General features: G+C 70.1%; 20 protein-coding genes and 2 pseudogenes. 9 read left to right on the top strand and 13 right to left on the bottom strand.

Going from position 1 to position 26,883, the window contains the following annotated elements; all coding sequences use genetic code 11:
• Positions 1–280, bottom strand: a pseudogene (locus E3T24_RS04970) (transposase); the annotation flags it as partial.
• Positions 281–500: 220 nt separating this feature from the next.
• Positions 501–608, bottom strand: a pseudogene (locus E3T24_RS17875) (IS110 family transposase); the annotation flags it as partial.
• 35 nt (positions 609–643) lie between these two features.
• Here E3T24_RS17875 and E3T24_RS17880 point away from each other — a divergent pair.
• On the top strand, positions 644–811 hold the full coding sequence (locus tag E3T24_RS17880) for a hypothetical protein (protein WP_241978620.1): 168 nt from the start codon (positions 644–646) through the stop codon (positions 809–811).
• Positions 812–860: 49 nt separating this feature from the next.
• On the opposite strand, the gene E3T24_RS17245 is transcribed toward E3T24_RS17880, so the two are convergent.
• A complete protein-coding gene (locus E3T24_RS17245) occupies positions 861–1,322 on the bottom strand; it encodes a hypothetical protein (RefSeq protein ID WP_134402505.1) in 462 nt (153 codons plus the stop codon).
• Complete coding sequence (locus tag E3T24_RS04980) at positions 1,322–1,747, bottom strand: hypothetical protein (protein WP_134365946.1); 426 nt, start codon at positions 1,745–1,747, stop codon at positions 1,322–1,324. Before E3T24_RS04980 ends, E3T24_RS17245 begins: the two co-directional genes overlap by 1 nt.
• Positions 1,748–1,863: 116 nt before the next feature.
• On the opposite strand from E3T24_RS04980, the gene E3T24_RS04985 reads away from it, so the two are divergent.
• The 3 genes from E3T24_RS04985 to E3T24_RS04995 all read left to right on the top strand — a co-directional run bounded on the left by E3T24_RS04985 (position 1,864) and on the right by E3T24_RS04995 (position 4,836).
• On the top strand, positions 1,864–3,345 hold the full coding sequence (locus E3T24_RS04985; RefSeq protein ID WP_241978621.1) for a D-alanyl-D-alanine carboxypeptidase: 1,482 nt from the start codon (positions 1,864–1,866) through the stop codon (positions 3,343–3,345).
• 100 nt (positions 3,346–3,445) lie between these two features.
• The gene (locus E3T24_RS04990; RefSeq protein ID WP_134367280.1) at positions 3,446–4,036 is read left to right on the top strand and encodes an isochorismatase family protein; all 591 of its coding nucleotides are present in this window, start codon (positions 3,446–3,448) and stop codon (positions 4,034–4,036) included.
• Positions 4,037–4,095: 59 nt separating this feature from the next.
• Positions 4,096–4,836 (top strand): alpha/beta fold hydrolase, encoded by a 741-nt coding sequence (locus tag E3T24_RS04995; protein WP_241978622.1) that lies wholly within the window; start codon positions 4,096–4,098, stop codon positions 4,834–4,836.
• Between the two features lie 105 nt (positions 4,837–4,941).
• Here E3T24_RS04995 and E3T24_RS05000 read toward each other — a convergent pair whose 3' ends face one another.
• Positions 4,942–9,255, bottom strand: a complete 4,314-nt coding sequence (locus E3T24_RS05000; protein ID WP_134409964.1) for a lamin tail domain-containing protein — start codon at positions 9,253–9,255, stop codon at positions 4,942–4,944.
• Positions 9,256–9,398: 143 nt separating this feature from the next.
• Entirely contained in the window at positions 9,399–11,321 is a 1,923-nt protein-coding gene (locus E3T24_RS17640) for a PKD domain-containing protein (RefSeq protein WP_198416041.1), read from the bottom strand.
• 194 nt (positions 11,322–11,515) lie between these two features.
• On the opposite strand from E3T24_RS17640, the gene E3T24_RS05010 reads away from it, so the two are divergent.
• The 3 genes from E3T24_RS05010 to E3T24_RS05020 all read left to right on the top strand — a co-directional run bounded on the left by E3T24_RS05010 (position 11,516) and on the right by E3T24_RS05020 (position 14,780).
• Positions 11,516–12,814, top strand: coding sequence for an MFS transporter (locus E3T24_RS05010; protein WP_241978623.1), 1,299 nt, complete (start codon positions 11,516–11,518; stop codon positions 12,812–12,814).
• 141 nt (positions 12,815–12,955) lie between these two features.
• Positions 12,956–13,795: a DUF4397 domain-containing protein gene (locus E3T24_RS05015; RefSeq protein WP_134367284.1), complete on the top strand. Its 840-nt coding sequence runs from the start codon at positions 12,956–12,958 to the stop codon at positions 13,793–13,795.
• 175 nt (positions 13,796–13,970) lie between these two features.
• Positions 13,971–14,780 carry an anti-sigma factor gene (locus tag E3T24_RS05020; protein ID WP_166789166.1) on the top strand — a complete coding sequence of 270 codons (810 nt, stop codon included), beginning with the start codon at positions 13,971–13,973 and terminating at the stop codon, positions 14,778–14,780.
• A gap of 156 nt (positions 14,781–14,936) precedes the next feature.
• Here the strand turns inward: E3T24_RS05020 and hpaD are convergent, their stop codons facing one another.
• The 7 genes from hpaD to E3T24_RS05060 form a co-directional block, all read right to left on the bottom strand.
• Positions 14,937–16,013: a 3,4-dihydroxyphenylacetate 2,3-dioxygenase gene (hpaD, locus tag E3T24_RS05025; RefSeq protein ID WP_134367287.1), complete on the bottom strand. Its 1,077-nt coding sequence runs from the start codon at positions 16,011–16,013 to the stop codon at positions 14,937–14,939.
• A gap of 125 nt (positions 16,014–16,138) precedes the next feature.
• Positions 16,139–17,689 (bottom strand): 5-carboxymethyl-2-hydroxymuconate semialdehyde dehydrogenase, encoded by a 1,551-nt coding sequence (gene hpaE / locus E3T24_RS05030; RefSeq protein WP_134367289.1) that lies wholly within the window; start codon positions 17,687–17,689, stop codon positions 16,139–16,141.
• Positions 17,690–17,692: 3 nt separating this feature from the next.
• Positions 17,693–18,652: a 4-hydroxy-tetrahydrodipicolinate synthase gene (gene dapA, locus E3T24_RS05035; protein WP_134367291.1), complete on the bottom strand. Its 960-nt coding sequence runs from the start codon at positions 18,650–18,652 to the stop codon at positions 17,693–17,695.
• A 122-nt stretch (positions 18,653–18,774) separates the two neighbouring features.
• Entirely contained in the window at positions 18,775–19,512 is a 738-nt protein-coding gene (locus E3T24_RS05040) for a GntR family transcriptional regulator (RefSeq protein ID WP_134367293.1), read from the bottom strand.
• Positions 19,509–20,996 (bottom strand): fumarylacetoacetate hydrolase family protein, encoded by a 1,488-nt coding sequence (locus E3T24_RS05045; RefSeq protein WP_134367295.1) that lies wholly within the window; start codon positions 20,994–20,996, stop codon positions 19,509–19,511. Before E3T24_RS05045 ends, E3T24_RS05040 begins: the two co-directional genes overlap by 4 nt.
• Before the next feature lie 140 nt (positions 20,997–21,136).
• Positions 21,137–22,492, bottom strand: coding sequence for an MFS transporter (locus tag E3T24_RS05050; protein ID WP_134367297.1), 1,356 nt, complete (start codon positions 22,490–22,492; stop codon positions 21,137–21,139).
• A gap of 462 nt (positions 22,493–22,954) precedes the next feature.
• Entirely contained in the window at positions 22,955–23,797 is an 843-nt protein-coding gene (locus tag E3T24_RS05060) for a helix-turn-helix domain-containing protein (protein WP_241978624.1), read from the bottom strand.
• 391 nt (positions 23,798–24,188) lie between these two features.
• Between E3T24_RS05060 and E3T24_RS05070 the strand changes: the two genes are divergently transcribed.
• Together E3T24_RS05070 and E3T24_RS05075 are read left to right on the top strand one after the other, a co-directional pair.
• Positions 24,189–24,872, top strand: a complete 684-nt coding sequence (locus tag E3T24_RS05070; RefSeq protein WP_134402514.1) for a hypothetical protein — start codon at positions 24,189–24,191, stop codon at positions 24,870–24,872.
• Between the two features lie 131 nt (positions 24,873–25,003).
• On the top strand, positions 25,004–26,479 hold the full coding sequence (locus E3T24_RS05075; protein WP_134366601.1) for an NAD-dependent succinate-semialdehyde dehydrogenase: 1,476 nt from the start codon (positions 25,004–25,006) through the stop codon (positions 26,477–26,479).
• The last annotated feature ends 404 nt before the right edge of the window (positions 26,480–26,883 follow it).

Genomic DNA, 26,883 nt, shown 5'->3' on the forward strand with positions numbered 1-26,883 from the left:
TCGCGGCGTAGTGGGTGCGGCAGCGCTGCCAGGTCGCACCGGGCAAGGTCGCCCCGATCGCGGCCACGAGGCCGGCATACGCGTCGCTGGTGACGAGTTTCACGCCGGTGAGGCCACGGGCGGTCAGGTCGCGGAAGAAGCCGAGCCAGCCGGCGCCGTCTTCGGCGCTTGTGACCTGCAGGCCCAGGATCTCGCGGTGCCCGTCCTTGTTCACGCCCGTCGCGAGGAGCGCGTGGACGTTGGCGACTCGGCCGCCCTCGCGGACCTTCAGCACCAGGGCGCGGAATTTGATGCTCCTATTGTTGTCAAGCGCTGACTTTCGGTTGTTCACTGAGCCATGTGCGGTAGCGCTCAGAAAGGACTCGATCTTGGGTGGCGCCGCGTTCAATCCGCGAGATGGCTTTGGGCCAGGCGCTCAGCTCGAGTGCTACTGCGGTCTGGGTGAGGTGCAATGCGAGGCGCCGTGGACGCAGGTCGTTGGTTAGCAGGCCGAGCCGTGGGTTTTGCAGGACGCGGTATATTTCGCGGGCGACGTAGCGCTTGAGGCAGCGCATGATCTCCTTCTCGCCTTTGCCCTCGCTGGTGCGTTTGACGACGTAATCCTGGGTGCGTCGGGCATCGCCGAGGCCGGGAATGCGACTTGGTGACCTCCAGATCTGAGAGCAGCGCGGCGACGGTCTTGCTCGTCATCGACGTGCCCCGGTCGGCGTGGACGACCTGCAGGGTGCCATGGATGGAGAAGGTCTCCGTCATCATCTCGGTGGCGAGGACCGCGGACTCCGCCGGATGGACCTTCGCGCCGACGATGTAGCAGGAGTAAATATCGATCATCACGTAGGCGTCGAAGTACTTGCGCTTGATTACGCCGACCTTTTCAGCCCAGTCCCCGCCTGGAAGCTGGGATCGGAGACCAACATCGGCATAATCACAATGTCGGCATAACACGTATAGACCTGGCCGGGGGCTGTGGCGACAAGTTCTGGGATCGCGCGGGCCGGGTGGCGGGCCAGTCGGCGGCGTTCCTTGACCTGCTTGTTCTCGGCCAATACCCGGTAGATCGTTGAGATTGACGCCAGATACACGCCCTCGTCGAGCAGCTGCGCGTAGATCTGGATCGGCGGCAAATCCACGAACCGGGCCGAGTTCACCACAGTCAGGATGCGGGCCCGCGCGAGGACATCGAGCCGGTTCGCCGGCACCACCACCTGCCGGGCGGCCCGGGTGCGGGGTGTCCGGGTCGCGGTCGCCCGCGGTAACCCGACCAGGCTGGCGGCCGTCCGCGTCGGAATGCCGTGGCTGGTGAGGTCGCGGTAGGTGGTCATCACGGTTTCGTGTGTGGTGTTTCGTCCCGCGAGCTCTTCGAAAGATTTTCGAGTAGCTCGTGCATTTTTGACATGATCTCCAACGCCACCCCCGTCGTTTCCAACCTCCGTTCCGTCAACTCAAGTTGGCGGCGGAGCCGGGCGATCTCGGCCTGCTCGGGCGTGAGCCGGCCGATCTTCTCCCCGGGTTTCTTGCCCTGCAGCACCCCGGCATCGCGTAGTTTTTGCCACTCCGTGATCTGGGAGGAATAGATGCCCTGCTCCCGCAGATACGCGCCGCCGCCGTTCCGGGAGATGGCGTCCTCGTAGGCGGCGAGGTGGTCAAGTTTCTGCTTCGGCGTGAACGACCGCCGGGGCGTGGGGCCGCCCGCGCGGGGGCCAGGACTGCTGTTGTTCATGGGACTATCGTCGCGCACGGCGATCAACGATGGGCTGGACATGGTGGGACTTCCTGATTCTCGCCCTACGTCAAACGGCGGACTTGCTCTGAGCTACTGGCCTCAACTCACCCTGACTCGTAGGGGGACGGTAAAGTACGGGGGTGTCAGACCAGGATCCCCCGCTGAACCGCCCTGCCCGAGCGCGCGCCGGGATCGCCGCTTTCTTCGCCCGGCACCGTACCGCCACCCGGATCGCGGCGGCTGCCGGCCTGTTTGCGCTGCTCGGCACCGGCGCCGTTGTCGCCAGCGCGGCCACCGGCGCCCCGGCGCCTCTCCGACCCGCGGCGGCCGGAAGCAGCACAAGCACGACCACGAGCACGCCCGCTCCGAGCGAGGCGCCCCCGCCGGCCCGCCCGGTGCCGACCGCGGCCACGGCGGCAAGCCCGCTGCGCACCTGCTCCGTCGCCGACCTGGCCGCCGATCCGAGGCTCGCGAACTTCCAGGCCCAGGTCGTCAACGCGACCACCGGAGAGGTGCTCTTCGACCGCGGCGGCGACACCCCGTCGCGCACCGCCAGCGTGCTCAAGGTGCTGACCAGCGCGGCCGCGCTCCGCGTCCTCGGCCACGACTACCGCGCCACGACGACCGTGGTCGCCGGCAGCGCGCCGGGATCGGTGGTCCTCGTCGGCGGGGGAGACCTGACCCTGTCCCGCACGCCCTCCGGCGAAGAATCCGTGTACGCCGGGGCCGCCCATCTCGACCAGCTGGCCGACCAGACCATCGCGGCCTGGCAGGCCGACCCCGCGAACCCGCCGCTCACCTCCCTCATCCTCGACTCCTCCCTGTTCGGCGGCCCCGGCTGGGACCCGAGCTGGGACCGCAAGGAACTCTCCGACGGCTACATGCCAGAGATCACGGCGCTCCAGGTCGACGGCGACCGGGACAACCCCTCGCGCAGCACCTCCGCGCGCAGCGGCGACCCGGTCGGGCGGGCCGGTGCGGCCTTCGCGGACGAGCTGGGCGGCGGTGTCAGCGTCAGCCGTGGCACGGCCCCGGCCGGCGCCCGCCAGCTCGCATCCGTGCAGTCGCAGCCGGTGTCGACGCTCATCCAGCAGTCCCTGACCGTCTCGGACAACGCGCTCGCGGAGATGCTCGCCCGCCTGGTCGCGGTCAAGTCCGGGGCCGGCAACACGTTCGAGTCCCTGCAGCAGTCCACCGTCGCCGGACTCGCCCCCTACGGCCTCGACACCTCGGGGATCCTGATCGCCGACGGGTCGGGACTGAGCGACGACAACGCCGTGCCGCCGTCCTACCTGACCCGCCTGTTCATCAAGATCAACGCCCGCGAGGGCAACCTCGGGGTCATCTTCGACGGTCTGCCCGTGGCCGGCGGGCCCAGCGGATCGCTGTCCTACAGCGACCGGTTCACGGGCGAGAACGCGGTCGCCGACGGCGCCGTCTTCGCCAAGACCGGCTGGATCGACACCGGGTACACGCTCTCGGGAATCATCCACGCCGCCGACGGCACGCCGCTCACCTTCGCCGTTTACGCGCTCGGTGATGTGAGCGATAATGCGAAGCAGGCGCTCGACACCATCACCGCAGGCTTCTTCCGCTGCGGCGACAACCTGTCGAACACCTGACCAGCCAACACCTAACCAGCCAACACCTAACCAGCCAACACCTGACCAGTCAGCCACTGACCGGCTGATCGACGCATCCGCCGAGCGAAGGAGCCACCCCGTGACCAGGGCCCTGTTCATCATCGACGTTCAGAACGACTTCACCGAGGGCGGTGCCCTCGCCGTGGAGGGCGGGTCTGCGGTCGCCGCGGGAGTGAGTGCGCTGCTGGCGGCGCATCCGGATGCCTACGACGCCGTCTTCGCGTCCCGCGACTGGCATGACCCCGACAGCGACAACGCCGGCCACTTCGCCCTGTCGGGCGAGCCCGACTTCACGGGCACCTGGCCGGTGCACTGCGTGGCCGGGACCCCCGGCGCCGAGTACCACCCGTCGTTGTTGCTGCCCGATACCACCATCCACATCCGCAAGGGCCAGGGCCGACCCGGCTACTCGATCTTCGACGGCGTCTCGGAGGGCGGGGAGAAGACCGGCGAGCTGCTCATCGCCAACGGCGTGACGGACATCGACATCGTCGGCCTCGCCACCGACCACTGCGTGCGTGCCTCCGGCCTGGACGCGCTCGAGCACGGGCAGCACCTGCGGGTGCTGACCGACCTCGTGGCCGGCGTCGCCCCGCAATCGAGCGACGCGGCCCTGGCCGAACTGGCCCACGCCGGTGCGGTGCTCGTCACGTCCGACGTGGTCGACTAGGCGTGGTCGGGGAAGGCTCAACCAACGGGTCGGATTCGGGGGCCGGCGCCGGCATCGGCATGGCCGCGGACACGGCGTACGCCCGGCGCCTCGACGGCGTGCGCATTGCGTACGACGTCGCGCCGGGGGAGCGCCCCATCCTGCTGGTGCACGGGTTCGCGTCGACGGCCGAGATCACCTGGGCCGGCACGGGCTGGGTGCGGGCGCTGCAGGACGCGGGGCGCGGCGTGATCACGCCGGACCTGCGCGGTCACGGCCGCAGCGACAAACCGCATCGCGGCATCGACTACGTGCCGCGGCAGCTCGCCGCCGACCTCGTCGTCGTGCTCGACGCCCTCGGCCTGGACCAGGTCGACGTCGTCGCCTATTCCATGGGTGCGAGGGTGGCCGCGGCCCTGGCCCGGCTGGCCCCGGAGCGGGTGCGCCGCATGGTTCTCGGCGGGGCGGGACCGGTCGAACTGTTCGAGACCTGGGACACGGATGCCGTGCGCCGCTTCGTCGCCGACGACACCCTCCCCACCGAACCGACGATCGCGGCGGTGTTCGGTTCGGCGTTCAGAGCCGGCGCCGACCGTGAGGCCCTCGCGGCCTGCGTGCTGGGTGTGGCCGGCGCCACGCTCGAGGTGCCCGCCGAGATCCCCGTGCTCTACGTCGCCGGCGGCGCGGACGCCATCCCCACCGGGGTGGCCGACCTCGCCCGCGCGCGCGGATCCGAGTACCGCGAGCTGCCCGGCCGGGACCACGTGAACACGCTCACCTCCCGCGAGTTCAAACGGGCCGCGCTGGAGTTCCTGGCCTGAGCCCCTGCCCAGGTCATCGCCGGGGCGGATGCATGCTCCACGTTCAGGCGCACACAGAAGTGGTGGGCGAGCCGTAGCCCGCCCACCACTGTCTGAGCCACCCGATCAGGCGGTCGGCGCCGCCCGCAGGTCGTCCCACGAGATGGTCATCGGGGCCGGCATCCCGGTGCGGCTCAGGTAGGTGTACAGCCCGAGGGATCCCGCGGACTGCAGCCCCGCGGTGTTGTCGGTCTGCGTTCCCTGCCAGGTCGCCGGCTCGGCAGCCCCCGCCTTCCAGACCTTCGCCTGGATGGTGGTCGGAGCCGTCCCGGTCACCTGCACCCGGAACTGCAGCCGGTCCCCGGTGTTGAGGGTGACACCGGTGGCAATCGTGGAGCCGATCAGCTGATCGTTGTTGCGCACCAGCTGGAGCTGGACCGCCCCGGTGGTGCCCACCACGACCCGCGCACCGTAGGAGTTGGTACCGACCTGCCGGCCGATCACTCCCACGTAGACGCTGCTCGCCGTGGGTCGGGGGAACGCCACCGAGGCAGTGAGGTCGGTGCTCGTCGAGGACACGCCCCCGAGGACCGCCGTGCGGATCGCCCCCGCCGCCACGTTGACCGTGCCCGTTCCGCCGTTCACTGCGAAGTCGGAAGCGGTCCCGGTCACCGTCCAGGCGCCGCCCGTGTCCGCGCTGCCGAAGCCGTTGGTCGTGGTGCGACCGAAGGCGTCAGTGGCGAAGGCGGCCGGCCCCGGCGGCGGCGGCGTGACCGGCCCGGTCACGGTCACCGGGTGGGTGACCGGGGCCGACGTTGCGCCCTTGTCATCCTTCACGATGAGACTGACCTGGTAGGTGTTGCCCGCGCCGTAGGTGTGGCTCGTGGTGGGTGTGGCGGTGGTGGCCGTCGTCCCGTCGCCGAAGTCCCAGGCGTAGGACGCGACCGTCCCGTCCGAGTCCTTCGAGGCGCTGCCGTCGAAGCTCGCGGCAAGCCCGTTGGGGGTCCCGGTGAACTCCGCCGTCGGTGCGGCGTTGGTCGCCGGGGGTTCCGTCGGGGCCGAGCCCGTCGCACCGGCCCACAGGTCGTCGAAGGAGACGACGAGTGAGGTCGGCGTGGCGGAGCTGCTGAGGTAGCTGTACAGGCCGATGGAGCCGGCCGACTGCAGTCCGGCGGTCGCATCGGTGACGGTGGCCTGCCAGTTCGCCGGCTCCGCGGTGCCCACCTTCCAGACCTTCGCCTGGATGGTGGTCGGAGACGTCCCCGTCACCTGTAGCCTGAACTGGAGCCGATCACCGGTGGCGTAGGTGAGACCGGCGACGGTCACCGCCCGCATCTGGATATCGGTGTTTCTCACCAGCTGCAGCTGCACCGACCCATTGGCGCCGATGACGGCTCGTGTCCCGTAGGTCGCGGTGCCCACCCGGCGGCCGATCAGGCCGACGTAGTTGCTGCTCGCGGACTGTCGGGGGAACCCCACGGTCGCCCGCACCTCGGTATCCGATGAGGACACCGACGCCAGGTAGGCGAAACGGTTGCTGCCCCGCGGCAGTGTGATGTTCGCCGTCCCGCCGCTCACCGCGAAGTTGCTCGCGGTTCCGCTGACGGTCCATGCCCCACCGGTCTCGGCGGTGCCGAACCCGTTGGTGCTCGACCGGGTGAACGAGTCCTGCGCCAGCGCCGTGCCCGCGGGGGGTGTGACGCTCCCGACGGTGACCGAGCGTATGGTCGTGCCCGTGGCGCCGCCGTTGTCCGTCACCGTGAGCGTCACCGTGTAGGTGCCGGCCGTGGCGTAGGTGTGGGTCGCCGTGACCCCGGTGCCCGCGGCGGTGTTATCGCCCCAGTTCCAGGAGTAGCCGGTGACGGATCCGTTCGGGTCGCTCGACGTGGAGCCGTCCACACTCACTCCGAGCCCGTTCGGGGTCGCGGTGAACGCGGCGGTCGGCGGGGTGTTCGTCGGTGTGCCACCCGCGGTGTTCACCAATCCGGGGGTGCCGCCCGTGGTCGAGGTCGCCCGCCAGTTGGCCGGGTCCGCGTTGTCCGCGGTCGGTGACACCAGCTCCAGGGAGGGGCCGCCGGTTGCCGCCGGCCACGGCGCGGTCGCGCCGTAGGTCACCGTGTCGACGACGTTCGCGCCGTTCATCAGGGTGAGCGCCTCGCCGTCGCCGCTGAGGTCGCCGACGAACTCGCCGCCGACCAGCCGGTTCCCGGTGGGGTACGCGGCACTGAAGGCCTTGTCGTTTTCGACGAACACCATGCGACCGCCGGCCGGGATGACCGTGCCGGGCTGAATCGTCAGGTTGACCCCGTTACTGATCTTCCAGCCCGAGATGTCGACCGCCGTGGTGCCCGGGTTCGCGAGCTCCAGCCAGTCGCCGCCGGTGTTCGCCGCGCTGTGCATGATCTCGTTGATCACGACGGCAGCGTTCGCCGACTGTGAGGTCGGGACCGGCTTTCCGGTGCCCGTGTTGTTGTTGATCGCGTTGCGGCGGTCGGCCAGGCCGGCGAGGAAGGCCGTCCGGGCAGACGCCGGAGTGTAACCGCCCCACTTGGCACGGTCGAGGTTCCAGTCGGCCTGCGTCTTGGACGTGATCGCGTCCCACTGCGCCTCGTACTGGCCGGGTGGGAGGAACTGGTCGGCCAGGGTGCGGAGGTGGCGGTAGAACATCTCCTTGATCTCGGGGTAGGCGAGCATCGCCTGCGTGAAGTTATTGGAGGTGTCCGGGGTCAGGAACAGTCCCTTGCCGTCGCTGGCCGGCGTGGTGAAGGTCCAGTTGAGGTCCCACTGCCACATCTCCCAACGGCCGGTGCCGGCGGTGTCGCGCGCGATCCACCAGTTGTACCACCCGCTGTCCTGGTGGCGGATGATCGAGTTGGTCGCCATGTAGTTGACGAGCTCGGGGACGTTCACGTTCTTGTAGATCCAGGCCTGCTGCGCGGCGGACGGGTTGGCGTCCACCGTGTTGGACAGGGTCCACGCATCCGTGAAGTCCTCGCTCTTTCGGGTCTTCTTGTCCAGCCAGGCGTTCGCCTCGAGGACGGCCGGGGAGGACGTCGCGCCGAGGCTTCCGGCATCGCCCTTGTAGATCGCCCAGTCGCTGACGCCCTGGGCGTCGCGCCAGGAGCCGTCCATGGTCTCCATGATGCGGCCGAGGCTCCAGAAGGCGCCGTTCCGCTGGGTGCGGACGGGGAGGATGTTGAGGCCGCGGTTGCCGGCGGCACGCACGGTCGCCCAGGAGACGTCGGCGAAGTTGTCGGAGTAGTTCTGGAGGGCGAACTCGTCGAGCGGGTACGGGAGCGCGCCGCCCAGGTCGAACGTGTACCCCTTGGGGAGCTCGACCTTCCAGTTGACCTTGGCGGCCGTGCGTGAGGTGTTTCCGCGCACGTTCATCAGCGCGTTGTCGATGACCTGCCCGTTGTACGACCACACGGCCGCACCCTGGAAGTCGTCCGTCCGGTGGTTGGCGAGGATGTCGTTGTAGACGGAATCGGCCATGAACCACTCGATGACCGGCAGCTGGGTGCTGACGCCCGACGTCACGACGACGCCGAGGTATCTGATCGACGCACCGTCCGCGGGAAGGGAATACGCGACGCCCGCGGCGTCGGCCTCGATCCGGTACCGGACGAGATTGCCGGCAGCCTGGCCGGAGATGGTGGCGGAGTAGACGCCGTCACCCGCTCCGCCCGGGCTAGCCGCATCGTCGCGGAACGGGAGGGAGGCGTCCGCGCCGAACATGACCTTGTAGACGAGGTTCGCACTCGATCCGGGCTTCAGCCGGGCCGAGACGGTGATGGGCTCGTTGGGTGCCGGGCGCGCCGGGGTGGCGGTGACCTCGGTGATTTCCGGGGTTGGGCCCGCGCCGTTGATCGAGTTCACCTTGCCGGGGGTGCCGAGGTTCACGGCGCTGGCGCCCCAGCTGGCCGCCTGCGTGTTGTCGGAGAGGAGGTCGCTAAGCTCGAGCGTCGGTCCGGTTCCGTCGGGGGACGCGGGCCAGCCGGGGAGGCCGGCGTCGGAGTACGTCACCGTGTCGACGGTGGCCGCCGAGGCATCCTTCACGGTGATGATGCCGGTGCTGTTCTTCAACTTCGTCAAGGCGCCGTACACGGCGTTGGGTGCGAACCCGTTGGTCGTCTGGAATTGGACGGCATTGGCCGCCACGACGAAGTAGCCGTGTGCGGGAATCGTGGACCCCGCGGGGAACGTCGCGGTGACGGCGTCGGTGATGGTCCAGCCCGAGACGTCGATGGCGCTCGAGGACGTGTTCGTCAGCTCGAACCAGTCGTCGGCGTCCAGGTCTGAGGCGGCGTGGTAATTGATCTCGGAGATCACCACCCCGCCGGGTTCGGCGAATGCCGGGGTGGCGACGAGCACCGATCCGGCGATCGTGGCGAGAACAACAGCGATGGAGGCGCCGCGCGCCACTCGTCCAGCCGTCATTGGATGACCCTTCAATGGAAGGTGGGAGCCCCGGTGGGTAGCCGGCAGCCCGCGCCGTTCGGGTGGACGGCGTCGCAGGGGACAGTATCCGGAGACTCACCGAAAAGCTACCCAATTCGGTCGGCCCCCCGACGAGCCGGCGATCAGCCGGTGGGTCCGGCGGAGAGGTTGTCGAAGGTGATGGGGAGGCTGGTGGAGGTGCTGCTGCTGCTGAGGTAGCTGTAGAGGCCGATGGAGCCGGCGGTCTGGAGTGCGCTGGTGGTGTCGGTGATGCTGGCCTGCCAGGCTCCGGGCTCGGTCGTGCCGGTCTTCCAGACCCTGGCCTGGATGGTGGTCGGTGAGGTGCCGGTGACCTGGAGCCGGAACTGGAGCTGGTCGCCGGAGTTGAAGGTGAGGCCGGTCACGCTGACCGAGCGCAGCACGGTGTCGGTGCTGCGCTGGAGTTGCAGTTGAACGGATCCGGCGGAGCTCACGACGGCCCGGGCGCCGTAGCTGCCGGTGCCCACGCGGCGGCCGATCAGGCCCACGTAGGCACTCGAGGATCCGGGCCGGTTGAACGTAACGGTGGCCGTCATCTCGGTGTCGGTGGCGGACACCCCGGTGAGGTAGGCGTATCGGTTCGCGCCGCGGGGAAGGGCGATGGTGCCGGTGCCGCCGGTGACGGAGAAGTTCGCGGCGGTGCCGCTGGTCGTCCAGGCCCCACCCGTGTCGGCGGTGCCGAACCCGTTCGCCACGGTGCGGGTGAACGAGTCCGTCGCGTAGGCGGTTCCGGCCGGCGGCGGAGGAGGCGGAGGCGGAGGCGGCGGAGGGGTGCCCGGGTCGGTGACGGTGACGCCGTGCGTGATCGTCCCGGTCGCCCCGCCGTTATCCTGAACGGTCAGGGTCACCTGGTATGTGCCCGCCGCGGCATACGGGTGGCTTGCCGTTGCCCCGGTGCCGGTCGCGCCGTCGCCGAAGTCCCACGAGTAGGACGCGATCGTGCCGTCCGAGTCGCTCGATCCGGACGCGTCGAACGACGCGGTGAGGTCGGCCACGGTGCTGGAGAACGCCGCCACGGGCGCCACGTTCGCCGGCGGCGGCGGCGGGGTCGAACTGTACGGAATCCGCTGGATCTGCAGCACGTTCGGCGTACCGACCACCGATATCTTCGCCCATTCCGACGTTCCGCCCTGGACGGTGATGCGAGTGAAGTTCGGCACCTTCACCGTGCCGTAGAAGGACGTCCACTTGTTGTCGGTCCGGTTGAGAGGCTGGTCGTTGACGAACCCGTGAGTGTCGCCGTTGAACAGGAAGACGGGCTTGCCGAAGCTGAGGCTGTCCGTCGCGAGTGCCGTCACGATCGGCTGGAACGCCTGCTTGTAGGTCGAGTTCCCGGTGCCCGGGATGAACATATCCGCCTGGGTGAGAAAGACCACCGCGCGGCTGCCGTTGGCCTTCGCGTTCGCGACGGCGGTGTGGATCTCGGAGATGACCGCGTTCGTTCGGGCGGTGACCTCGTCCCTCTGGGCGGTGCCCACGCTGGATGAGCCGGACCAGGTGTTGAGGTCGTTGTTGCTGCCGACGATGTGCAGCATCGCGAACGTCAGGGCGCCCTGCTGGAAGGTGACGTTCTCCGGGTAGCCCGCCTGTGCGGTCACCGCCATCTTGTTCTGGCCGAGCGTGACGCCGGGGTTCGGGAAGAAGATGGAGCGGAGCGCCGCCAGACGCTCGAGCGGGTTGCCGGCTCCGACCAGGGCGCGTGAGCAGTCGGCCCACTCATTGTCGCCGGGGGTGTACATCATCGGATCGGAGAAGGTGTTGAAATGGTTCCTGATCAGGGAGTAGTAGGAATTGGAGCAGTCCAGCGGACTGCTGATGTCGCCGACATGGAACACGGTTTGCACCGCGGGGTCTGCGTTGATGTTCGCGATCTCGGTGGGGAGCTGGCTGAGCTGCGTCGAGCCGTACGGGACATCCCCGATGACGGCGAACGTAAGCGGATCGGCCGCAGCGGCGGGGGCGGCCAGGCCGAGGATCGAGGCGGCGGCAACGGCTGCGGTAATGGCGACGGAGAGGGTGCTCGGCATACGGCGCACGGGAGACTCCCATTAACGTGGGGTGTAGACGGGGTCGATCGGCTAAAGGAACGGTACACCCGACGGGACGTCGTCGCCAGTGATTGGTTCACCGCCGTCTGGCGAAGCGAGCCGTGCTGCCTCCCGTAGGGTGGGCAATGCGTGCCTCGCCGCCGAAGCCGCCGAATGCCGACCGGGGGACCGTCATGACAACCGACATCCAGGATGCGACGCGAAAAACGCCGATGGGCGCGGTCTCGACCGGCCCGACCACCGGTGCGGGCTCGACGGCCGGGCGGCACTGGCTGGCACCGGCGGCGGCGATCTTCGCGGTCGCCTGGGGCGGCAACGAGTTCACCCCGCTGCTGGTGATGTACCGCCAGGCCGACGGGTTCTCGAACCAGCTGGCGAACCTGCTGCTCGGCGCCTACGTGCTCGGCATCATCCCGGCGCTGCTGATCGCCGGACCGCTGTCTGACCGGTTCGGCCGCCGGCCGCTGATGCTGCCCGCGCCCTGGATCGCGATCGGGGGGAGCGTGCTGCTGGCGCTGTCCGCGGGCAACGTGCCGATGCTGCTGGCCGGCCGCATCCTCTCCGGCGTCGCCCTCGGCCTGGCCATGGCCGTCGGCACCAGCTGGGTGAAGGAACTGTCCGCGAAACCGTTCGACCTCCGGGCCGACCGGGCCTCGGGGGCGCGGCGGGCGACGATCGCGCTGTCCCTCGGGTTCGCCCTCGGGGCGGCGAGCTCCGGCGCGCTGGCCCAGTGGGCCCCCTTCCCCGGCGTGCTGCCCTACGCCGCGCACACGGTCATCGCCGTGGTGTTCGGCCTGCTGCTGCTGCGCACCCCGGAGTCCCGGGGCCGGGGCATCGCGGCCCGCCCCCTGCCGGCGGCCCACCCGGCCACCTCCCCGTACCCGCGATTCCTGCTCCTGATCGTGCCCGTGGCACCCTGGGTCTTCGGAACGGCCACGACCGCGTACGCCGTGCTGCCCGCACTGGCCGCCGGACAGATCCCGTCCGCGCCGGTCGCGTTCGCGGCCCTGCTCTGCGTGGTGGCACTCGTGGCGGGCGCGTCCCTGCAACTGTTCAGCCACCGCATCACCGCGGGGCACAACGCCCGCGGCATCATGGTCGCCCTGATGCTGACCGTTGGGTCTTTGCTGCTCGCATCCGTCGCCGTGAACCCGCCCCGGCTGTGGCTGATCCTGCCGGCCGCGGCCCTCCTCGGCGCCGCCTACGGCCTGCTGATGGTGTCGGGCCTGCAGGAGGTGCAGCGGATCGCGCCGCCGGACCACCTGGCCCGGCTGACCGCCGTCTACTACGGCATCACCTACCTCGGCTTCTTCGTGCCGCTGGGACTGTCCCTGCTCGAGCCCTGGCTCAGCTACCAGGTCATGTTCGCGGGCGGGGCTGCCGTGTCGGCGGTGTCGCTGGGGCTGGTCATGGTCATCTTCCGCCGGGACATCTCGCTGCACCGCGCGGCCGCCCGGGACGCATCCGTCTGACCGCACCGAAATCCAGCCGCACCGAAATGTTTTTCTATGCATGTGCATCCGTTTTCGGGCTGGCGGGAGAAGTAAGGGTAAGAGAGGGACAGATTCCCTCCCCAGAATGACCCCCCTTACAGACCCAAGCAGGAGGAAACGATGCACAAGTCCCTCAAGATCGGCATGACGGCCGGGGCCCTCGGCGCCCTCGTCGCGCTCGGCGGTATCGCACCGGCCCAGGCGGCCGACGACGTCGCGAAGCTGTCCGTGCTGCACGGAGTTCCCGGCCTCACCGTCGACGTCTACGTGAACGACAAGCTCACCCTCGACGACTTCAAGCCGGGCGACCTCGCCGGCCCGCTCGATCTCGCCGCCGGCACCTACAAGGTCGCCATCACCGCATCCGATGCGACGGATGCCAGCGCTCCCGTGATCGGGCCGGTGGACCTTCCGCTCGAGGCCGGCAAGAACTACACCGCCGCGGCTCACCTCCAGGCGGACGGCAAACCCACCGCGACGCTGTTCACCAACGACATCTCGCAGCTCGCCGCCGGTGAGGGCCGTCTGACGGTTCGCCACGTGGCCGCCGCCCCCGCGGTCGACGTCCTGGCCAACGGCGCCGCGGCGATCACCAATCTGGTGAACCCGAACGAGTCGATGCTCGTGCTGCCGGCCGGCACCATCTCGGCCGCCGTCGCCGCGACCGGAACCACCGACCCGGTGATCGGCCCGGCAGACGTCAACGTCGCCGAGGGCACGAACACGATCGTCTACGCCTGGGGCAGCCTGACCGACAAAAACCTGGCGCTCGCCGTGCAGACGATCAACGGGCTCCACTCGAACCCGGACAGCATCCCCGCCGGTGAGGGCGGCCTCGTCGCCACCAACCAGACCGGCAAATCGACCGGACTGATGGTCGGCGGTTTCGCGGCCCTCATGATGGGGCTCGTCGCCGCAGCCGTTGTCGGCATGCGCCGCGCCGCCGGCGCCCGCCGCTGACACCCGCCGGACGAGGAACAGACACCATGAGAGCCACAGCGGGCAGCATCCCAGCGCTCGCTGTGGCTCTCGTGCTGCTCACCGGCTGCACCCCCGCCCCGGGCGAAGCCCCGAGTGCGCCCTGGAACTGATCTCGCTCCAGCACACGGTGGCCGTCGGCCGGTCCGTCCGCACAGTGCGACTCGTCGAGCCCGGCGACCAGGTCTGGGGGCGGATCCACTCCGCACTCGGCCTGACCGACGCCGTTGCCGCGTCGCCGCGGCTCGCCGACTACGCTTCGGCGGCCGAGCCGGCCGAGCCGGCCGCGCTCACCGAACCTGCCGAGCCGGCCGAGCTCGCCGAACCGGGAGCGGAGTCCGAGCCGTCCGCAGCTGCAGAGCCTGCCGAGCCGGGAGCGAGAGCCGAGCCGTCGGCAACTGCCGAGCCCGAGCCCGAGCGCGCCGCCGTAGCCGAGCCTGGACCGACCCCTGGTCCTGACCAGGCGGGACAGTCGGCATCCGTCACCGATATCGGGGCCGGGTCGCGATCGCACGCCCGTCACCGTCGTCGCCGGGTCTGGCTGCCCGTGGCGGTGGCGTCGGGAATCGTCGGCCTCGTCGGAGGAATCGGCGGCGGAATCTGGTGGGAATCCCTCCGGCAACAGGCCCCGGCACCGGTGATTGCGACGGCCGAACTGGACCCGTTCCCCGGCTGGACGGCCAGCGGCGTCGCCCAGGTCGAGAAGACGGCCGATGGCCACCGCGAGGTGGTGGTCGATGTCACCGGGGCGACGGATGCCGGGCTCCGGGAAGTGTGGCTGATCAAGTCGGACGCGTCCGGGCTGATCAGCATCGGCCTGCTCGACGGTGACAGTGGCCACTTCGCCATTCCGGACGGAGTGGACCTGTCCGAGTTCCCGCTGGTCGACGTGTCCGCCGAGCCCGACGACGGCAACCCGGCGCACTCCGGCGACTCGATCGTGCGCGGCGAGCTCCGCACAGTCTGACCCGCTGACCCGCTCCGCCCCACCCTCTCCGCAGAGTCTGACCCGCCCGCAGTCCGCCCCCGATAGTGCCCGTTCCGGTCGAGAGTGCCCGTTCCAACGGGCACTCTCGACCGGAACGGGCACACTCACGAGACGGGGAGCGGCCGGAGTGGGCCGCTAGAGCGTGTTGCCCAGCTTGAAGCCGTGCTCGACGTCGTCCTTACGGGTGTACGAGAAGCCGTCGGCGCCGACCGTGACGGCCATCTCGCTGGACTCGGTGCGGGCGATCACCGGCTGCGGGTTGCCGTCCAGGTCGAGCACGAGCGAGGCATCCGTGTACCAGCTGGGCACGACCGGGTTGCCCCACCAGTCGCGGCGCTGGTTGTCGTGCACGTCCCAGGTGACGACGGGGTTGTCCGGGTCGCCGGTGTAGTAGTCCTGCGTGTAGATCTCCACCCGGTGGCCGTCGGGGTCGCGCAGGTAGAGGTAGAACGCGTTCGAGACGCCGTGGCGGCCCGGGCCGCGCTCGATCACGTCGGACATCCGCAGGGCGCCGAGCTTGTCGCAGATGTAGATGATGTTGTGCTTCTCGTGCGTGGAGAAGGCGATGTGGTGCATCCGCGGGCCGTCGCCGCCGGTCAGGGCGGTGTCGTGCACGGTGTCCTTGCGGCGCATCCAGGCCGCGTAGGTGACGCCGTCATCGTCCTGGATGTCTTCGGTGACCCGGAAGCCGAGGTCCTCGAGGTAGCCGCGGCCGCGTCCCACGTCGGGGGTGACCTGGTTGAAGTGGTCCAGGCGCACCAGGGCGCCGGGGCCCTGCAGGTCGTAGCGCCAGGCGAGGCGTTCGACGTGCTCCACGGAGTAGAAGAACTCGTAGGGGAAGCCGAGCGGGTCCTCGACCCGCACGGAGTCTCCGATGCCCTTGACGAACCCGTTCGTGCGGCGCTCGGTGCGGCAGCCGAGCTCCTGGTACCAGGCCTCGGCCAGGCCCACATCTTCGGGGGCGCGCACCCGGAACGCCATCGCGGCGACGGCGGCGACGGGGCCCTGGCGCAGCACGAGGTTGTGGTGGATGAACTCCTCGAAGCTGCGCAGGTAGATTTCGGTGTCGCTCTCCTCGGTCACGACGAGGCCGAGCACGTCGACGTAGAACGCGCGCGAGCGGGCCAGGTCGGTGACGACGATGTCCATGTAGGCGCAGCGCAGGATGTCCGGCGGGGTCGCGGTGGGCGTGGGGATGGGGGTGGTGGTCATGGAATCCTCCTCGTTGAGTTTCAGTCGTTTGGCGTAGTGGCGGGGAATCAGGTGAGGGGTCCCAAATCGACCTTCGCAGGGCCAAGGAAGGTCGATATGGGACCCCTCACGCGATCGGAAGGGGGTTAGTGCGCGCCGAAGCGGGCGGTGTGCACGGACCCGAGGGTCACGTGCACGGCCTGCTGCTCGGTGTAGAAGTCGATCGACCGGTAGCCGCCCTCGTGGCCGAGACCGGAGGCCTTCACCCCGCCGAACGGGGTGCGCAGGTCCCGCACATTGTGCGAGTTGAGCCAGACCATGCCGGCCTCGATCGACTGCGCGAAGGTGTGCGCCCGGGTGAGGTTGCTGGTCCAGATGTAGGCGGCCAGGCCGTACTTGACGCCGTTGGCCAGCTCGAGGGCCTCCTCGTCGGTGTCGAACGGGGTGATCGCCACGACGGGTCCGAAGATCTCCTCCTGGAAGATGCGGGCGGTCGGGGCGACATCCGCGAACACGGTCGGGGAGACGTAGTTGCCCTCCGGCAGGTTCTCCGGGCGACCGCCACCGGCGAGCAGCCGGCCCTCGGACTTGCCGATCTCGACGTAGCTCATCACCTTCGCGTAGTGCTCGGGGTGCACGAGCGCGCCGACCTCGGTCTTCGGATCGTGCGGGTCGCCGACCACGATGTTGGCTGCGCGGGCCGCGTAGCGGTCGCAGAAGTCCTCGTAGATGGGGCGTTCCACCAGGATCCGGCTGCTGGCAGTGCAGCGCTCGCCGTTGAGCGAGAACACCCCGAACAGGGTCGAGTCGAGCGCGGCATCGAGGTCGGCGTCGGCGAAGACGACGGCCGGGGACTTGCCGCCGAGCTCCATCGACATGCCCTTGAGGTTCGCGGCGCAGTTGCGGTAGATGGTCTGGCCCGTGGTCGTCTCGCCGGTGAACGAGATGAGGGGGACATCCGGATGCTTGACCAGCGCGTCGCCGGCCTCTTCACCGAGCCCGTTGACCAGGTTGAACACCCCGTCGGGCAGCCCGGCGGCGCGGAAGATCTCGGCCCACAGGCTCGCCGACAGCGGCGTGAACTCGGCTGGCTTGAGCACGACCGTGCAGCCGGAGGCCAGCGCGGGGGCGAGCTTCCAGCTCTCCAGCATGAAGGGGGTGTTCCACGGGGTGATCAGTCCGGCCACGCCGACCGGCTTGCGGAAGACGTAGTTGATCTGGCTGCCCGGCACCTGGTAGGTGTCGTCGGTCTGCGCCACGATCAGGTCGGCGAAGAAACGGAAGTTCTCCGCCGCGCGCTTCGCCTGGCCCAGGGCCTGGGTGATCGGGAGGCCGGTGTCGAACGTCTCGAGTTCGGCGAGGCGGGCGTCCTGGGCCTCGACGGCATCCGCGATCTTGTTCAGGATGCGGGAGCGCTCGCGCGGCTTCATGCCGGGCCACGGGCCGTTGACGAAGGCTTCGGTCGCGGCGGCGACGGCGAGGTCGATGTCTTCCTTCTGGCCGGCGGCGGCGGTGGCGTAGGTCTGGTTCGACACCGGGTCGAGCACATCGAAGGTCGCCCCGGAGACGCTGTCGACGAAGCGTCCGCCGATGAAGTGCTGGATGCGGGTGGGCAGGTTTTCGGGCACGTGCCGGCTGACCGGCGTGGTCGCCGTCGCCGTTGCGGTGGCTGGCGCTGTCTGGACTGTCTCGGTCATGGCTCAGGCCGCCTTCGGGGTGAAGCCGGCGACCTGAAAGCCGTCGACGGGGGAGAGGTACGGTTCGCCGGCGGCCAGGAGCGTCTTCATCTTCGCGATGCCCGCATCCGTCGGGGTGATCAGCGGTGGGCGCACGAAGCCGCTCTCGATCAGGCCGCGCTGTTCGAGCACCCACTTGCCCGGTGCCGGGTTGGTCTCGACGAAGAGCAGGTCGACGAGGGGGTGCAGGCCATAGTGGATGCGGCGGGCCGTCTCGATGTCGCCGGCCATCCATGCGTTGTACATCTCGACGTGCGCGACCGGCGCGATGTTGCTGGTGGCGCTGATGTAGCCGATGCCGCCGAGGGCCATCAGGGGCAGGCAGAGCAGTTCGATGCCGCTCCAGACCAGCAGCTCGGGGCCGCAGAGTTGCAGCACCCGGGAGAAGTGCTCGAAGTCCTTGGTGGTCTCCTTGACGCCGACGAAGTTGTCGAAGTCGCGGTAGAGCCGATTGATGGTCTCCGGGGCGATGTCCACGGCGGTGCGGCTGGGCACGTTGTAGGCCACGATCGGCAGGTCCGGGAACTCCTCGGCGACGGTCTTGTACCAGACGTAGAGGGCTTCCTGGGTGGGCCGGGCGTAGTAGGGGGTGATGATCAGGGCGGCGTCGACGCCGGCGTCCCGGGCCGCGGCGGTCAGCTCGAGGGTCTCGTCGAGCTTGGCGGAACCGGTGCCGGGCATGAAGGGCACCCGGTCGCCGATCGCGGCGGCGACCGTGCGGATGGCGGCGGCGCGCTCGGCGATGGTCTGCGAGCTCGGCTCGCCGGTGGAGCCGCCGAGCGAGATGCCGTGGGTGCCGGAGGCGAGCTGCCAGTTCACCAGGTTGGTGAGTCCGGCGTGGTCGACGGCGCCGTCGGCGGTGAACGGGCTCATCAGCGGCGCGATGGAGCCCTTGATCTGGCTCGGGTCGGTGCGGAACTTCATTGTTTTTCCCTTCGGAGCAAGTGTGGTCAAGTCGTTCAAGACCCGGTGAGTGTGCCCGTTCCGGTCGAGAGTGACCGGTGCAACGGGCACTCTCGACCGGAACGGGCACAGGTAGAGGTGGGTTAGGCGGGTGCGGGTGCGGGTGCGGGTGCGGGTGCGGGTGCTGCTGCGGATGCGGCGGCGGCGGGGTGCTGCCGGGCCAGGAAGGCGTCGAGGGTGCCGAGCCGGTGGTTGCGCGCGGCGAGTTCGACCTGCAGGGGGTCGGCCCCGTTCTCGATCAGGTCGAGCAGGGCCGCGTGTTCGGCGACCGACTCCTGGGCGCGGCCGGGCACGAAACTGAACGTCGATTCGCGCAGGGTGCCGAGCCGGCTCCAGCCGCGGTGCACCAGATCGAGGACGTGCGCGTTCGGGCACGCCTCGAACAGGGCCGAGTGGAAGTCGCGGTTGAGCCGGGTGAAACTGACCGGGTCGAAGTGGTCCAGGCAGTCGGCCATCTCCGCGTTGATCAGCCGGGCGCGTTCGAGCGTGTCCGCGTCCATCAGCGGCGCGGACAGCGCCGTGGCGTAGCCCTCGACCAGGCCGAGGGTCTGCATCGTGTAGACGTATTCGGTGGCGTCGAGCATGGCCACCTGGGCGCCGATGTTGCGCTCGAACGTGACCAGGCCTTCGGCCTCCAGCAAACGGATGGCCTCCCGCACCGGCACCGTGCTGACGCCCAGCTCGCGGGCGATCTGCCCGAGCACGAGGCGGTAGCCCGGGCTGAAGCTGCCGTCGGTGATGCGCTCCCGGATCCACTGGTGGGCGAGCTGCGCCTTGCTCAGGGACGCATCCGTGGTCTGGGCGCCGGTCGAGATCGTCATGCCTGCTCCTTCGCCCAGTCCCGGAAGCGCGCCTTCCAGTCCGCGTTCATCGGGTAGAGCCCGTCGACGCCGTGCCCGGCCGCGACCATGGCGGCGATGAACGTCTCCTCGTGCTCCTGCACGATGGCGGCGGCCACGACCTCCTCGACCAGGTGCGGCGGGATCACGAGCACCCCGTCCGCGTCGCCCACGATCACGTCGCCGGGCTGCACGGAGGCGCCGCCGCAGGCGATGGTCAGGTCGGTGTCCCACGGCACGTGCCGGCGTCCGAGCACGGCCGGGTGCGGTCCGGCGTGGTAAGTGGGGATGGAGAGGGCGGTGACGGCCGCGAGGTCGCGCACGCCGCCATCCGTCACGATCCCGGCGGCGCCGCGCACCTGGGCGCGCAGGGCCAGAATGTCGCCGACCGTGCCCGTGCCCAGCTCGCCGCGGGCCTCGATCACGAGCACGTCGTCGGTGCCGAGCGAGTCGAACGCGCGCTTCTGGGCGTTGTACCCGCCGCCGTGCGACTCGAACAGGTCCTCCCGGGCCGGGATGTACCGCAGGGTGCGGGCCCGGCCGACCAGGCGGGCGTCCGGCCGGGTGGACCCCAGGCCGTCGATCGACACGGCGTTGAGGCCCCTCTTGCGCAACTGGGCGCTGAGGGTGGCGGTGCCGACGCTGTTGATCCGGGCCTTCAGCTCGGCCGTGAGGTCGAACGCCGGCGCGGCGACGGATGCCGGTGCGAGCCCGGCCGCCTCGGCCGACCCCCAGGCCTCGGTGCGCTGCAGATCGTCGACCAGCGGCTTCGCCCCGAAGTCCTGAAACGGCACCGATCCCGCCGTGATCGGGCTGACCAGGCGGCCGGTGCTCGGCGCTCCCGGCGCGCCCGGGGCATCCACTTCGACCTCGACCGTGTCGCCGGGCACGACCACCGAGGATCCGGCGGGCGTGCCGGTGAGGATCAGGTCGCCGGGTTCGAGGGTGATCAGCTGGGACAGGTCGGCCACGAGCCGGCCGAACCCGAAGAGCAGGTCGGCGGTCGTGTCCTCCTGGGCGAGGGTGCCGTTCACCCAGGTGCGGATGCGCAGCGCGGCCGGGTCGAGGTCCTGCGCCGACAGCAGCGCCGGGCCGACCGGGGTGAAACCGTCCCCGCCCTTCGAGCGCAGGTTCGAGCCCTTGTCCGCGTGGCGCAGGTCGTACACGCCGAAGTCGTTGGCCGCCGTGACGTGGGAGACCGCCGCCCAGCCGTCCTCGGGTGGGACGCCGCGGGTGCGGCGCCCGATGACCAGCGCGATCTCGCCCTCGAACACCAGCAACTCGCATCCGGCCGGCCGCTCGACCGGCGCGCCGCTGGAACTGAGCGACGACGCCGGCTTGAGGAAATAGGACGGCTGGCTGGGTGTGCGGCCGCGCTGGGCGGCCCGGCTCGGGTAGTTCAGGTGCAGGGCGATGATCTTGCCCGGCGTCCCGAGGGTGCTGGCGGATGTGGGTGATGTCGTCAAGTGCGGCGGCCCTTCTCGTCGTGCTGGCGTGTGTCGCGTCTGGTCGTGCGGGTGGTGCGGGTGGTGCGGGTGGTGCGGGTGGTGCGGGTGGTGCGGGTGGTGCGGGTGGTGCTGGTCGGGTCTAGTCGTGCTGGTCGGGTCTAGTCGTGCTGGGAGATGCCGAGCGGCACTCCGCGGGTCTCCTTCACCGCGGTCACGGCGATGAAGGAGATGGTGGCGAGCACCATGATGTAGATGCCGATCGACGGGGACCAGCTGGTCTCGTCCAGCAGCAGCTGTGCGATCAGCGGGGCGAAGGCGCCGCCGAGGATGGCGCCGAGGGCGTAGCCGATGGAGACGCCGGAGTAGCGCACCTGGGCCGGGAACATCTCCGCGTACAGGGCGGCCTGCGGTCCGTAGGAGAAGCCGAGGCCGCTGGCCAGGACCACGAGCGCGACCGTGAACCAGAGGATGTTGCCGGTGTCGATCAGCAGGAACATCGGGATCGCCCAGATGAACAGCCAGCCGTAGCCGAACTGGAAGGTGCGGATGCGGCCGATCCGGTCGGAGAGGATGCCGCCGAACATCGTCGACGCGAGCCAGAACACGGCGGCGATGGTGCTGGCGAGCAGCACCGGGGAGCGTTCCATGCCCAGGCCGCCGGCCTCGACCGGCTTCGTGGCGTAGGAGGAGAAGAACGCGATCAGGAGGTAACCGGCCGCGTTGTTGGCGATGAAGATCAGGGCGGTCAGGATGACCTGGCGCCAGTGGTCGGAGAAGAGCTGGCGCAGCGGGGCGGCCGATTCCTTCTTGCGGTCCTGCATCTCCTGGAAGACGGGGCTTTCGTCGACGGAGCGGCGGATGACGAAGCCGACGATGATCAGCAGCAGGGAGACGAGGAACGGGATGCGCCAGCCCCAGGAGAGGAAGGCTTCCTCGTTCATCGAGGAGGTGACGAGCAGCATCACGCCGGTCGCCAGGATGAGTCCGGTCGGCACGCCGATCTGCGGGTAGGCCCCGAAGAATCCGCGGCGGTTGACCGGGGCGTGCTCGACGCTCATCAGCGCGGCTCCGCCCCACTCGCCGCCGGCCGAGAAGCCCTGCAGGATGCGCAGCAGGATGAGCAGGATCGGTGCCCAGACGCCGATCTGCTCGAAGGTCGGCAGAAGGCCGATCAGCGCGGTGGCCGCGCCCATGATGACGAGGGTGAGCACGAGCATGGCCTTGCGGCCGAGGCGGTCGCCCAGGTGCCCGGCGACCACGGCGCCCAGCGGGCGGAACAGGAAGCTGATGCCGAGGGACGCCCAGGCGATCAGCTGCGCCAGACCGGCGTTGTCATTGGCGAGCGGGGCGAAGTACAGCCCGGCCAGCACGAGGCCGGCCGCCTGCGCGTAGATGAAGAAGTCGTACCACTCGATGGTGGTGCCCACCATCGTGCCGGCCAGGACGCGGCGTTCCTCGCGCCGTTTGGCGTTCGTCCTGTTCTCGGCCTGGGTGTGATCGGTCGTCAATGCCATGGAATACTCCTTCGTATTTCACTGCGGTCTGTGCTGTGTGAGTGCTGTGTCAGCTGCAATTCACTGCGGGTTCATGCGCGATCTCGCGCGATTCCAGAACGGTATCACAGATCGTATATTATCCAAAGGGGATTCTGGGCGAGGTGGCCTGGGGCGGCCGGTAGCCCGGCGGGGTGTGCGGGCCGCTGGCCGTGCCGGGCGGAATGCCGGTCGACGGGGCGGACCCCGACCGGATGCTGCGGGCGGGCGTGCCGGGCGTGCCGGGCGTGCCGGGCGTGCCGGGCGTGCCGGGCGTGCCGGGCGGAATGCCGGTCGAGGGCGCGGGCCCCGACCGGATGCTGCGGGATGCCGCGGGACCGGGCCGCTGGAAGTCTGGGCGCCTAACGCAGGTCGGCGGTGATGGCGGCGGCNGACCGGATGCTGCGGGATGCCGCGGGACCGGGCCGCTGGAAGTCTGGGCGCCTAACGCAGGTCGGCGGTGATGGCGGCGGCCGCAGCCGTGAGCCGGGCGCCGATCTCGGCGGCGCTGCGCCCGGTGCCGAGGTAGACCACGGCGAGGGCTGCCGGCGCCTCGCCCGGAACCGTCAGCGGCACGGCGACCGACGCCAGCCCCGGGATGACCTCGTCGTGGCTGGTGGCGAAGCCCCGTTCTCGCACGGCGTGCGCCTCGCTGCGGCGCGCCTCGTCGCCCAGCCCGGCCCACTCGTCAGCGGAGAGCACCGACTGGATGGCGATGGCCGGCGCCCCGCGATCGAGCGGATGCCGCGTGCCCGGGCGCTGCGCGACCGTCGCATGCGCCTGCCTGGGTTCGACGCTGACCAGGGTGACGACCTCCCGCCGGTCGAGCACGGCGACGAACGCCGTCATGCCTAGGTCGTTGGCGACGCTCGTCAGTTCGGGCAGCGCCGCGGACTGCAGGCCCCGGGAGACGCCGCGGGCGAGTGCGGCCATCCTCGGGCCGAGTCGGACCGCGCCGGCGGCATCCCGGATCACGACCCCGTGGTCTTCGAGCGTGCGCAGGATTCGATAGGCGATCGAGCGGTGCACGCCGAGGGCGGCGGCCACCTCGGCGATGGTCAGGGGCGTGTCGGAGTCCGCCAGAATCTCCAGCACACGGATGCCGCGGGACAGGGTCTGCGAATGCGGCACCGCTTTCGCAGCGGGCTGGCTGATCTCACTCGTTGGCGTCGACACGTCGCCATTCTTGCACCCGCGGCCCCGCGGCCCCGCGTTCTCGTCGCCCTCGCCCATGCCGTCGCCCATGCCCTCGCCCGCGCCCATGCCCTCGCGCTCGCCCTCGCCCATGCCTCCTCCCACCTCCCGTAACCTTCGCCCGTGCTAACTCCTGCAGATTGCCGGGCCGCGCAGCAACTTCCGCGGATTTCCGGGGGACCCTGCCGCGGCGGAGGCCGAATTGCAGGAGTTATGCGTTGCCTCCCGGGGCTAACTCAGGAGATTCGGTCGCGGGCGGCCGATTCCGCCCGGACGAGTGCGGCGGCAACCGGGTCTCATGGCGAATCTCCTGAGTTGGCCACCGTGCGCTGGCGCGCCGGAACTCCGGGTGAGTGAGACACGCGTGCGCTGGCGCGCTGGCGCGCTGGAACTCCGGACGAGTGAGACACCCGTGCGCTGGCGCCCTGGATCCGTGCGCCGACAGGCAAGACTCCCGGGCGAGACCGCCCTATCTTGGGGTCTAATGAGTGCGATCTGGGTGTCCGTGTCCGTGTGCGTGGTCGCTGCCATCGTGGCGGCCGGCCTGGGCGTCGTGTGCGCGCTGGCCGCGCTGCGCGGACCCGGCCGCACCCTCGTGGCCGTGCCCGCCATGGTGCTCATGGCGGCCTCGACCGTGGACATGGTCCTGCCGGGGACGCCCGGGTTGCACCCGCTGGCCTGGGTCGCGCTGATGGTCGCCGCGGCGCTGCTGGCCCTGCTCGACCGGCGACGGCGAGTCGCGGCCGCGCACCATGCCACAGCCCTGCTGCTGATGGCCGTGATGTGGGTCGCCATGCTGCCGGCCGCTACTGGTACAGGTGCCGGTACCGTCGCATCCGTCACCGCATCCGGCCCGGCGGGGCTGGTCGCCGCGGGCAGCCCCGCCAGCGACGGCGTGCTGCACGGCGTGGTGCACAGCGCGGTGCACGCGGCGGCACACGGCGGGCACGGCCTGGCGCTGTCCGGAGCGGGCGGACTGCTGCTCGGCGGTCTGGCGGCCGCGGCATCCGTCGCCCTGGCGGTCAGCGCCGTTCGGTCGGCGCGGCGCGCGGCGGGGTCGCGGGGGATCGCGGTTGCTGACAGGCTGGAGGCAGCCCAGCACGTGAGCATGGCGCTCGCGATGACGATGATGGCCGGCGGGATGCTGCTGCCCCTGTTCGGAACCTGACTGCCGGGCGACGCGCCGGCGGCCGGCCGACGGATGCGCCGCGCTCCGGAATCCCGGGACGCACCCGGAGCCGGTGGCTTGGATAGAATTTCACCGTCAACCGACGGGAAGACACGACCATGGGAGAACCAATGACGCACGTGACCGAAGCGGAGCTGCTCCAGCACGTTCCCAACGAACTGTTCATCAACGGCGAGTGGGTGCCGGCCGCCGACGGGGCGACCCTCACTGTGCACGACCCGGCCACCGGCAAGGTCATCAAGACCATTGCCAGCGCCGGGGTCGCGGATGGCGCCGCCGCCCTCGACGCCGCCGTCGACGCGCAGGCCAGCTGGGCCGCCACCCCGCCGCGCGTTCGCGGCGAGATCCTGCGCCGGGCCTTCGACCTGATGCAGGAGCGCAAGCACGAATTCGCCCTGCTGATGACGATCGAGATGGGCAAGCCGCTCTCCGAGGCATACGGCGAGGTGGCCTACGGCGGCGAGTTCCTGCGCTGGTTCAGCGAGGAGGCCGTGCGCGTCACGGGCCGTTACGGCACCAACCCCGAGGGCACGGGCCGCATGATCGTGTCCCAGCACCCGGTCGGGCCGTGCTTCCTGATCACCCCCTGGAACTTCCCGCTCGCGATGGCGACCCGCAAGATCGCCCCGGCGCTCGCCGCGGGCTGCACCGTCGTGATCAAGCCGGCCGCGCTCACCCCGTTGACCACCCTCTACTTCGTGAAACTGCTTGAGGAGGTCGGACTCCCGGCCGGCGTCGTGAACGTCATCACGACGTCGACCTCGGGCGCGGTGTCCGACCCGATCATCGCCGACCCCCGACTGCGCAAGCTCAGCTTCACGGGCTCCACGCCGGTCGGCCAGAAGCTGATCCAGCAGTCCGCGCAGGGCGTGCTGCGCACCTCGATGGAACTCGGTGGCAACGCCCCGTTCGTCGTGTTCGAGGACGCCGACCTGGACAAGGCCGTCGAAGGCGCGATCGCCGCCAAGTTCCGCAACGTGGGCCAGGCCTGCACGGCAGCGAACCGGTTCATCGTGCACGAGTCGATCGCGGAGGAGTTCGCCCGCCGGGTCACCGAGCGCGTCAACGACTTCACGGTGGGACGCGGCACCGAGGCCGGTGTCAACATCGGCCCGTTGATCAACGAGGCCGCGGTCGCCAAGGCTGACGCGCTGGTCCAGGATGCCGTGGACCGGGGCGCGACGCTCCTCACCGGCGGCTCCGCCATCGACGGCATCGGAACCTTCTACCAGCCCACCGTGATCTCCGGCGTCACGCCGGGCAGCAACATCCTGCACGAGGAGATCTTCGGACCGGTCCTGGCGATCACCCCGTTCGTGGACGAGGACGACGCCGTGCGCATCGCCAACGACACCGAATACGGGCTGGTCAGCTATGTGTTCACCCAGGACCTGGCCCGCGGCCAGCGGATGATCGAGCGCCTGCAGACGGGCATGATGGGCCTCAACCTCGGTGTCGTCTCCAACGCGGCGGCTCCGTTCGGCGGGGTCAAGCAGTCCGGTCTGGGCCGTGAGGGCGGACTCGAGGGCATCCACGAATACCTCTCCACGAAGTACACCCTCACCCCGGACCCCTTCGCCGGGTAGTCGCAGGGCGGGTTCGCCGGCGGAGCAGCGGGTCGGCGGAGCGGCGGAGCGGCGGGTCGCCTCGCCTCGCCGGGCGGGCGCCTCGCCGACCGGCCCGTGCGGCTAACTCAGGAGATCCGCCGCGGCATCCGTACGTCGCCGCACTGATCCGGGTGCCGGGTGCCCATCGCACCCGGTTTTCCTGAGTTAGCCCCCCCGGTGGCCGAGCGCACCGCTGCATAACTCATGCAATTCGGTCTCGCCGGCCTGGGCCGGCCCCGGAATTCCGCGGATGCGCATCCGTCGCGGCGCGAATCTGCAGGAGTTATGCAGAGGGACCCGGGCTGACCGGGCTGCACGGGCGCGCCCGCCGCGCGCCCACCGCGCACCGGCACCGCGCACCGGCACCGCGCACCGGCACCGCG

It is taken from the genome of Cryobacterium sp. TmT2-59, from assembly GCF_004403545.1.
In the GTDB taxonomy this organism is placed as follows: domain Bacteria; phylum Actinomycetota; class Actinomycetes; order Actinomycetales; family Microbacteriaceae; genus Cryobacterium; species Cryobacterium shii.

Bases quoted from the DNA above. Each gene is read 5' to 3' on its own strand.
- E3T24_RS17245 (WP_134402505.1), bottom strand. From the start codon at position 1,322: ATGACCACCTACCGCGACCTCACCAGCCACGGCATTCCGACGCGGACG.
- E3T24_RS04995 (WP_241978622.1), top strand. From the start codon at position 4,096: ATGGCCGCGGACACGGCGTACGCCCGGCGCCTCGACGGCGTGCGCATT.
- E3T24_RS05000 (WP_134409964.1), bottom strand. From the start codon at position 9,255: ATGACGGCTGGACGAGTGGCGCGCGGCGCCTCCATCGCTGTTGTTCTC.
- E3T24_RS17640 (WP_198416041.1), bottom strand. From the start codon at position 11,321: ATGCCGAGCACCCTCTCCGTCGCCATTACCGCAGCCGTTGCCGCCGCC.
- E3T24_RS05010 (WP_241978623.1), top strand. From the start codon at position 11,516: ATGACAACCGACATCCAGGATGCGACGCGAAAAACGCCGATGGGCGCG.
- E3T24_RS05015 (WP_134367284.1), top strand. From the start codon at position 12,956: ATGCACAAGTCCCTCAAGATCGGCATGACGGCCGGGGCCCTCGGCGCC.
- hpaD (WP_134367287.1), bottom strand. From the start codon at position 16,013: ATGACCACCACCCCCATCCCCACGCCCACCGCGACCCCGCCGGACATC.
- hpaE (WP_134367289.1), bottom strand. From the start codon at position 17,689: ATGACCGAGACAGTCCAGACAGCGCCAGCCACCGCAACGGCGACGGCG.
- dapA (WP_134367291.1), bottom strand. From the start codon at position 18,652: ATGAAGTTCCGCACCGACCCGAGCCAGATCAAGGGCTCCATCGCGCCG.
- E3T24_RS05040 (WP_134367293.1), bottom strand. From the start codon at position 19,512: ATGACGATCTCGACCGGCGCCCAGACCACGGATGCGTCCCTGAGCAAG.
- E3T24_RS05050 (WP_134367297.1), bottom strand. From the start codon at position 22,492: ATGGCATTGACGACCGATCACACCCAGGCCGAGAACAGGACGAACGCC.
- E3T24_RS05060 (WP_241978624.1), bottom strand. From the start codon at position 23,797: ATGGGCGAGGGCGAGCGCGAGGGCATGGGCGCGGGCGAGGGCATGGGC.
- E3T24_RS05070 (WP_134402514.1), top strand. From the start codon at position 24,189: ATGAGTGCGATCTGGGTGTCCGTGTCCGTGTGCGTGGTCGCTGCCATC.
- E3T24_RS05075 (WP_134366601.1), top strand. From the start codon at position 25,004: ATGACGCACGTGACCGAAGCGGAGCTGCTCCAGCACGTTCCCAACGAA.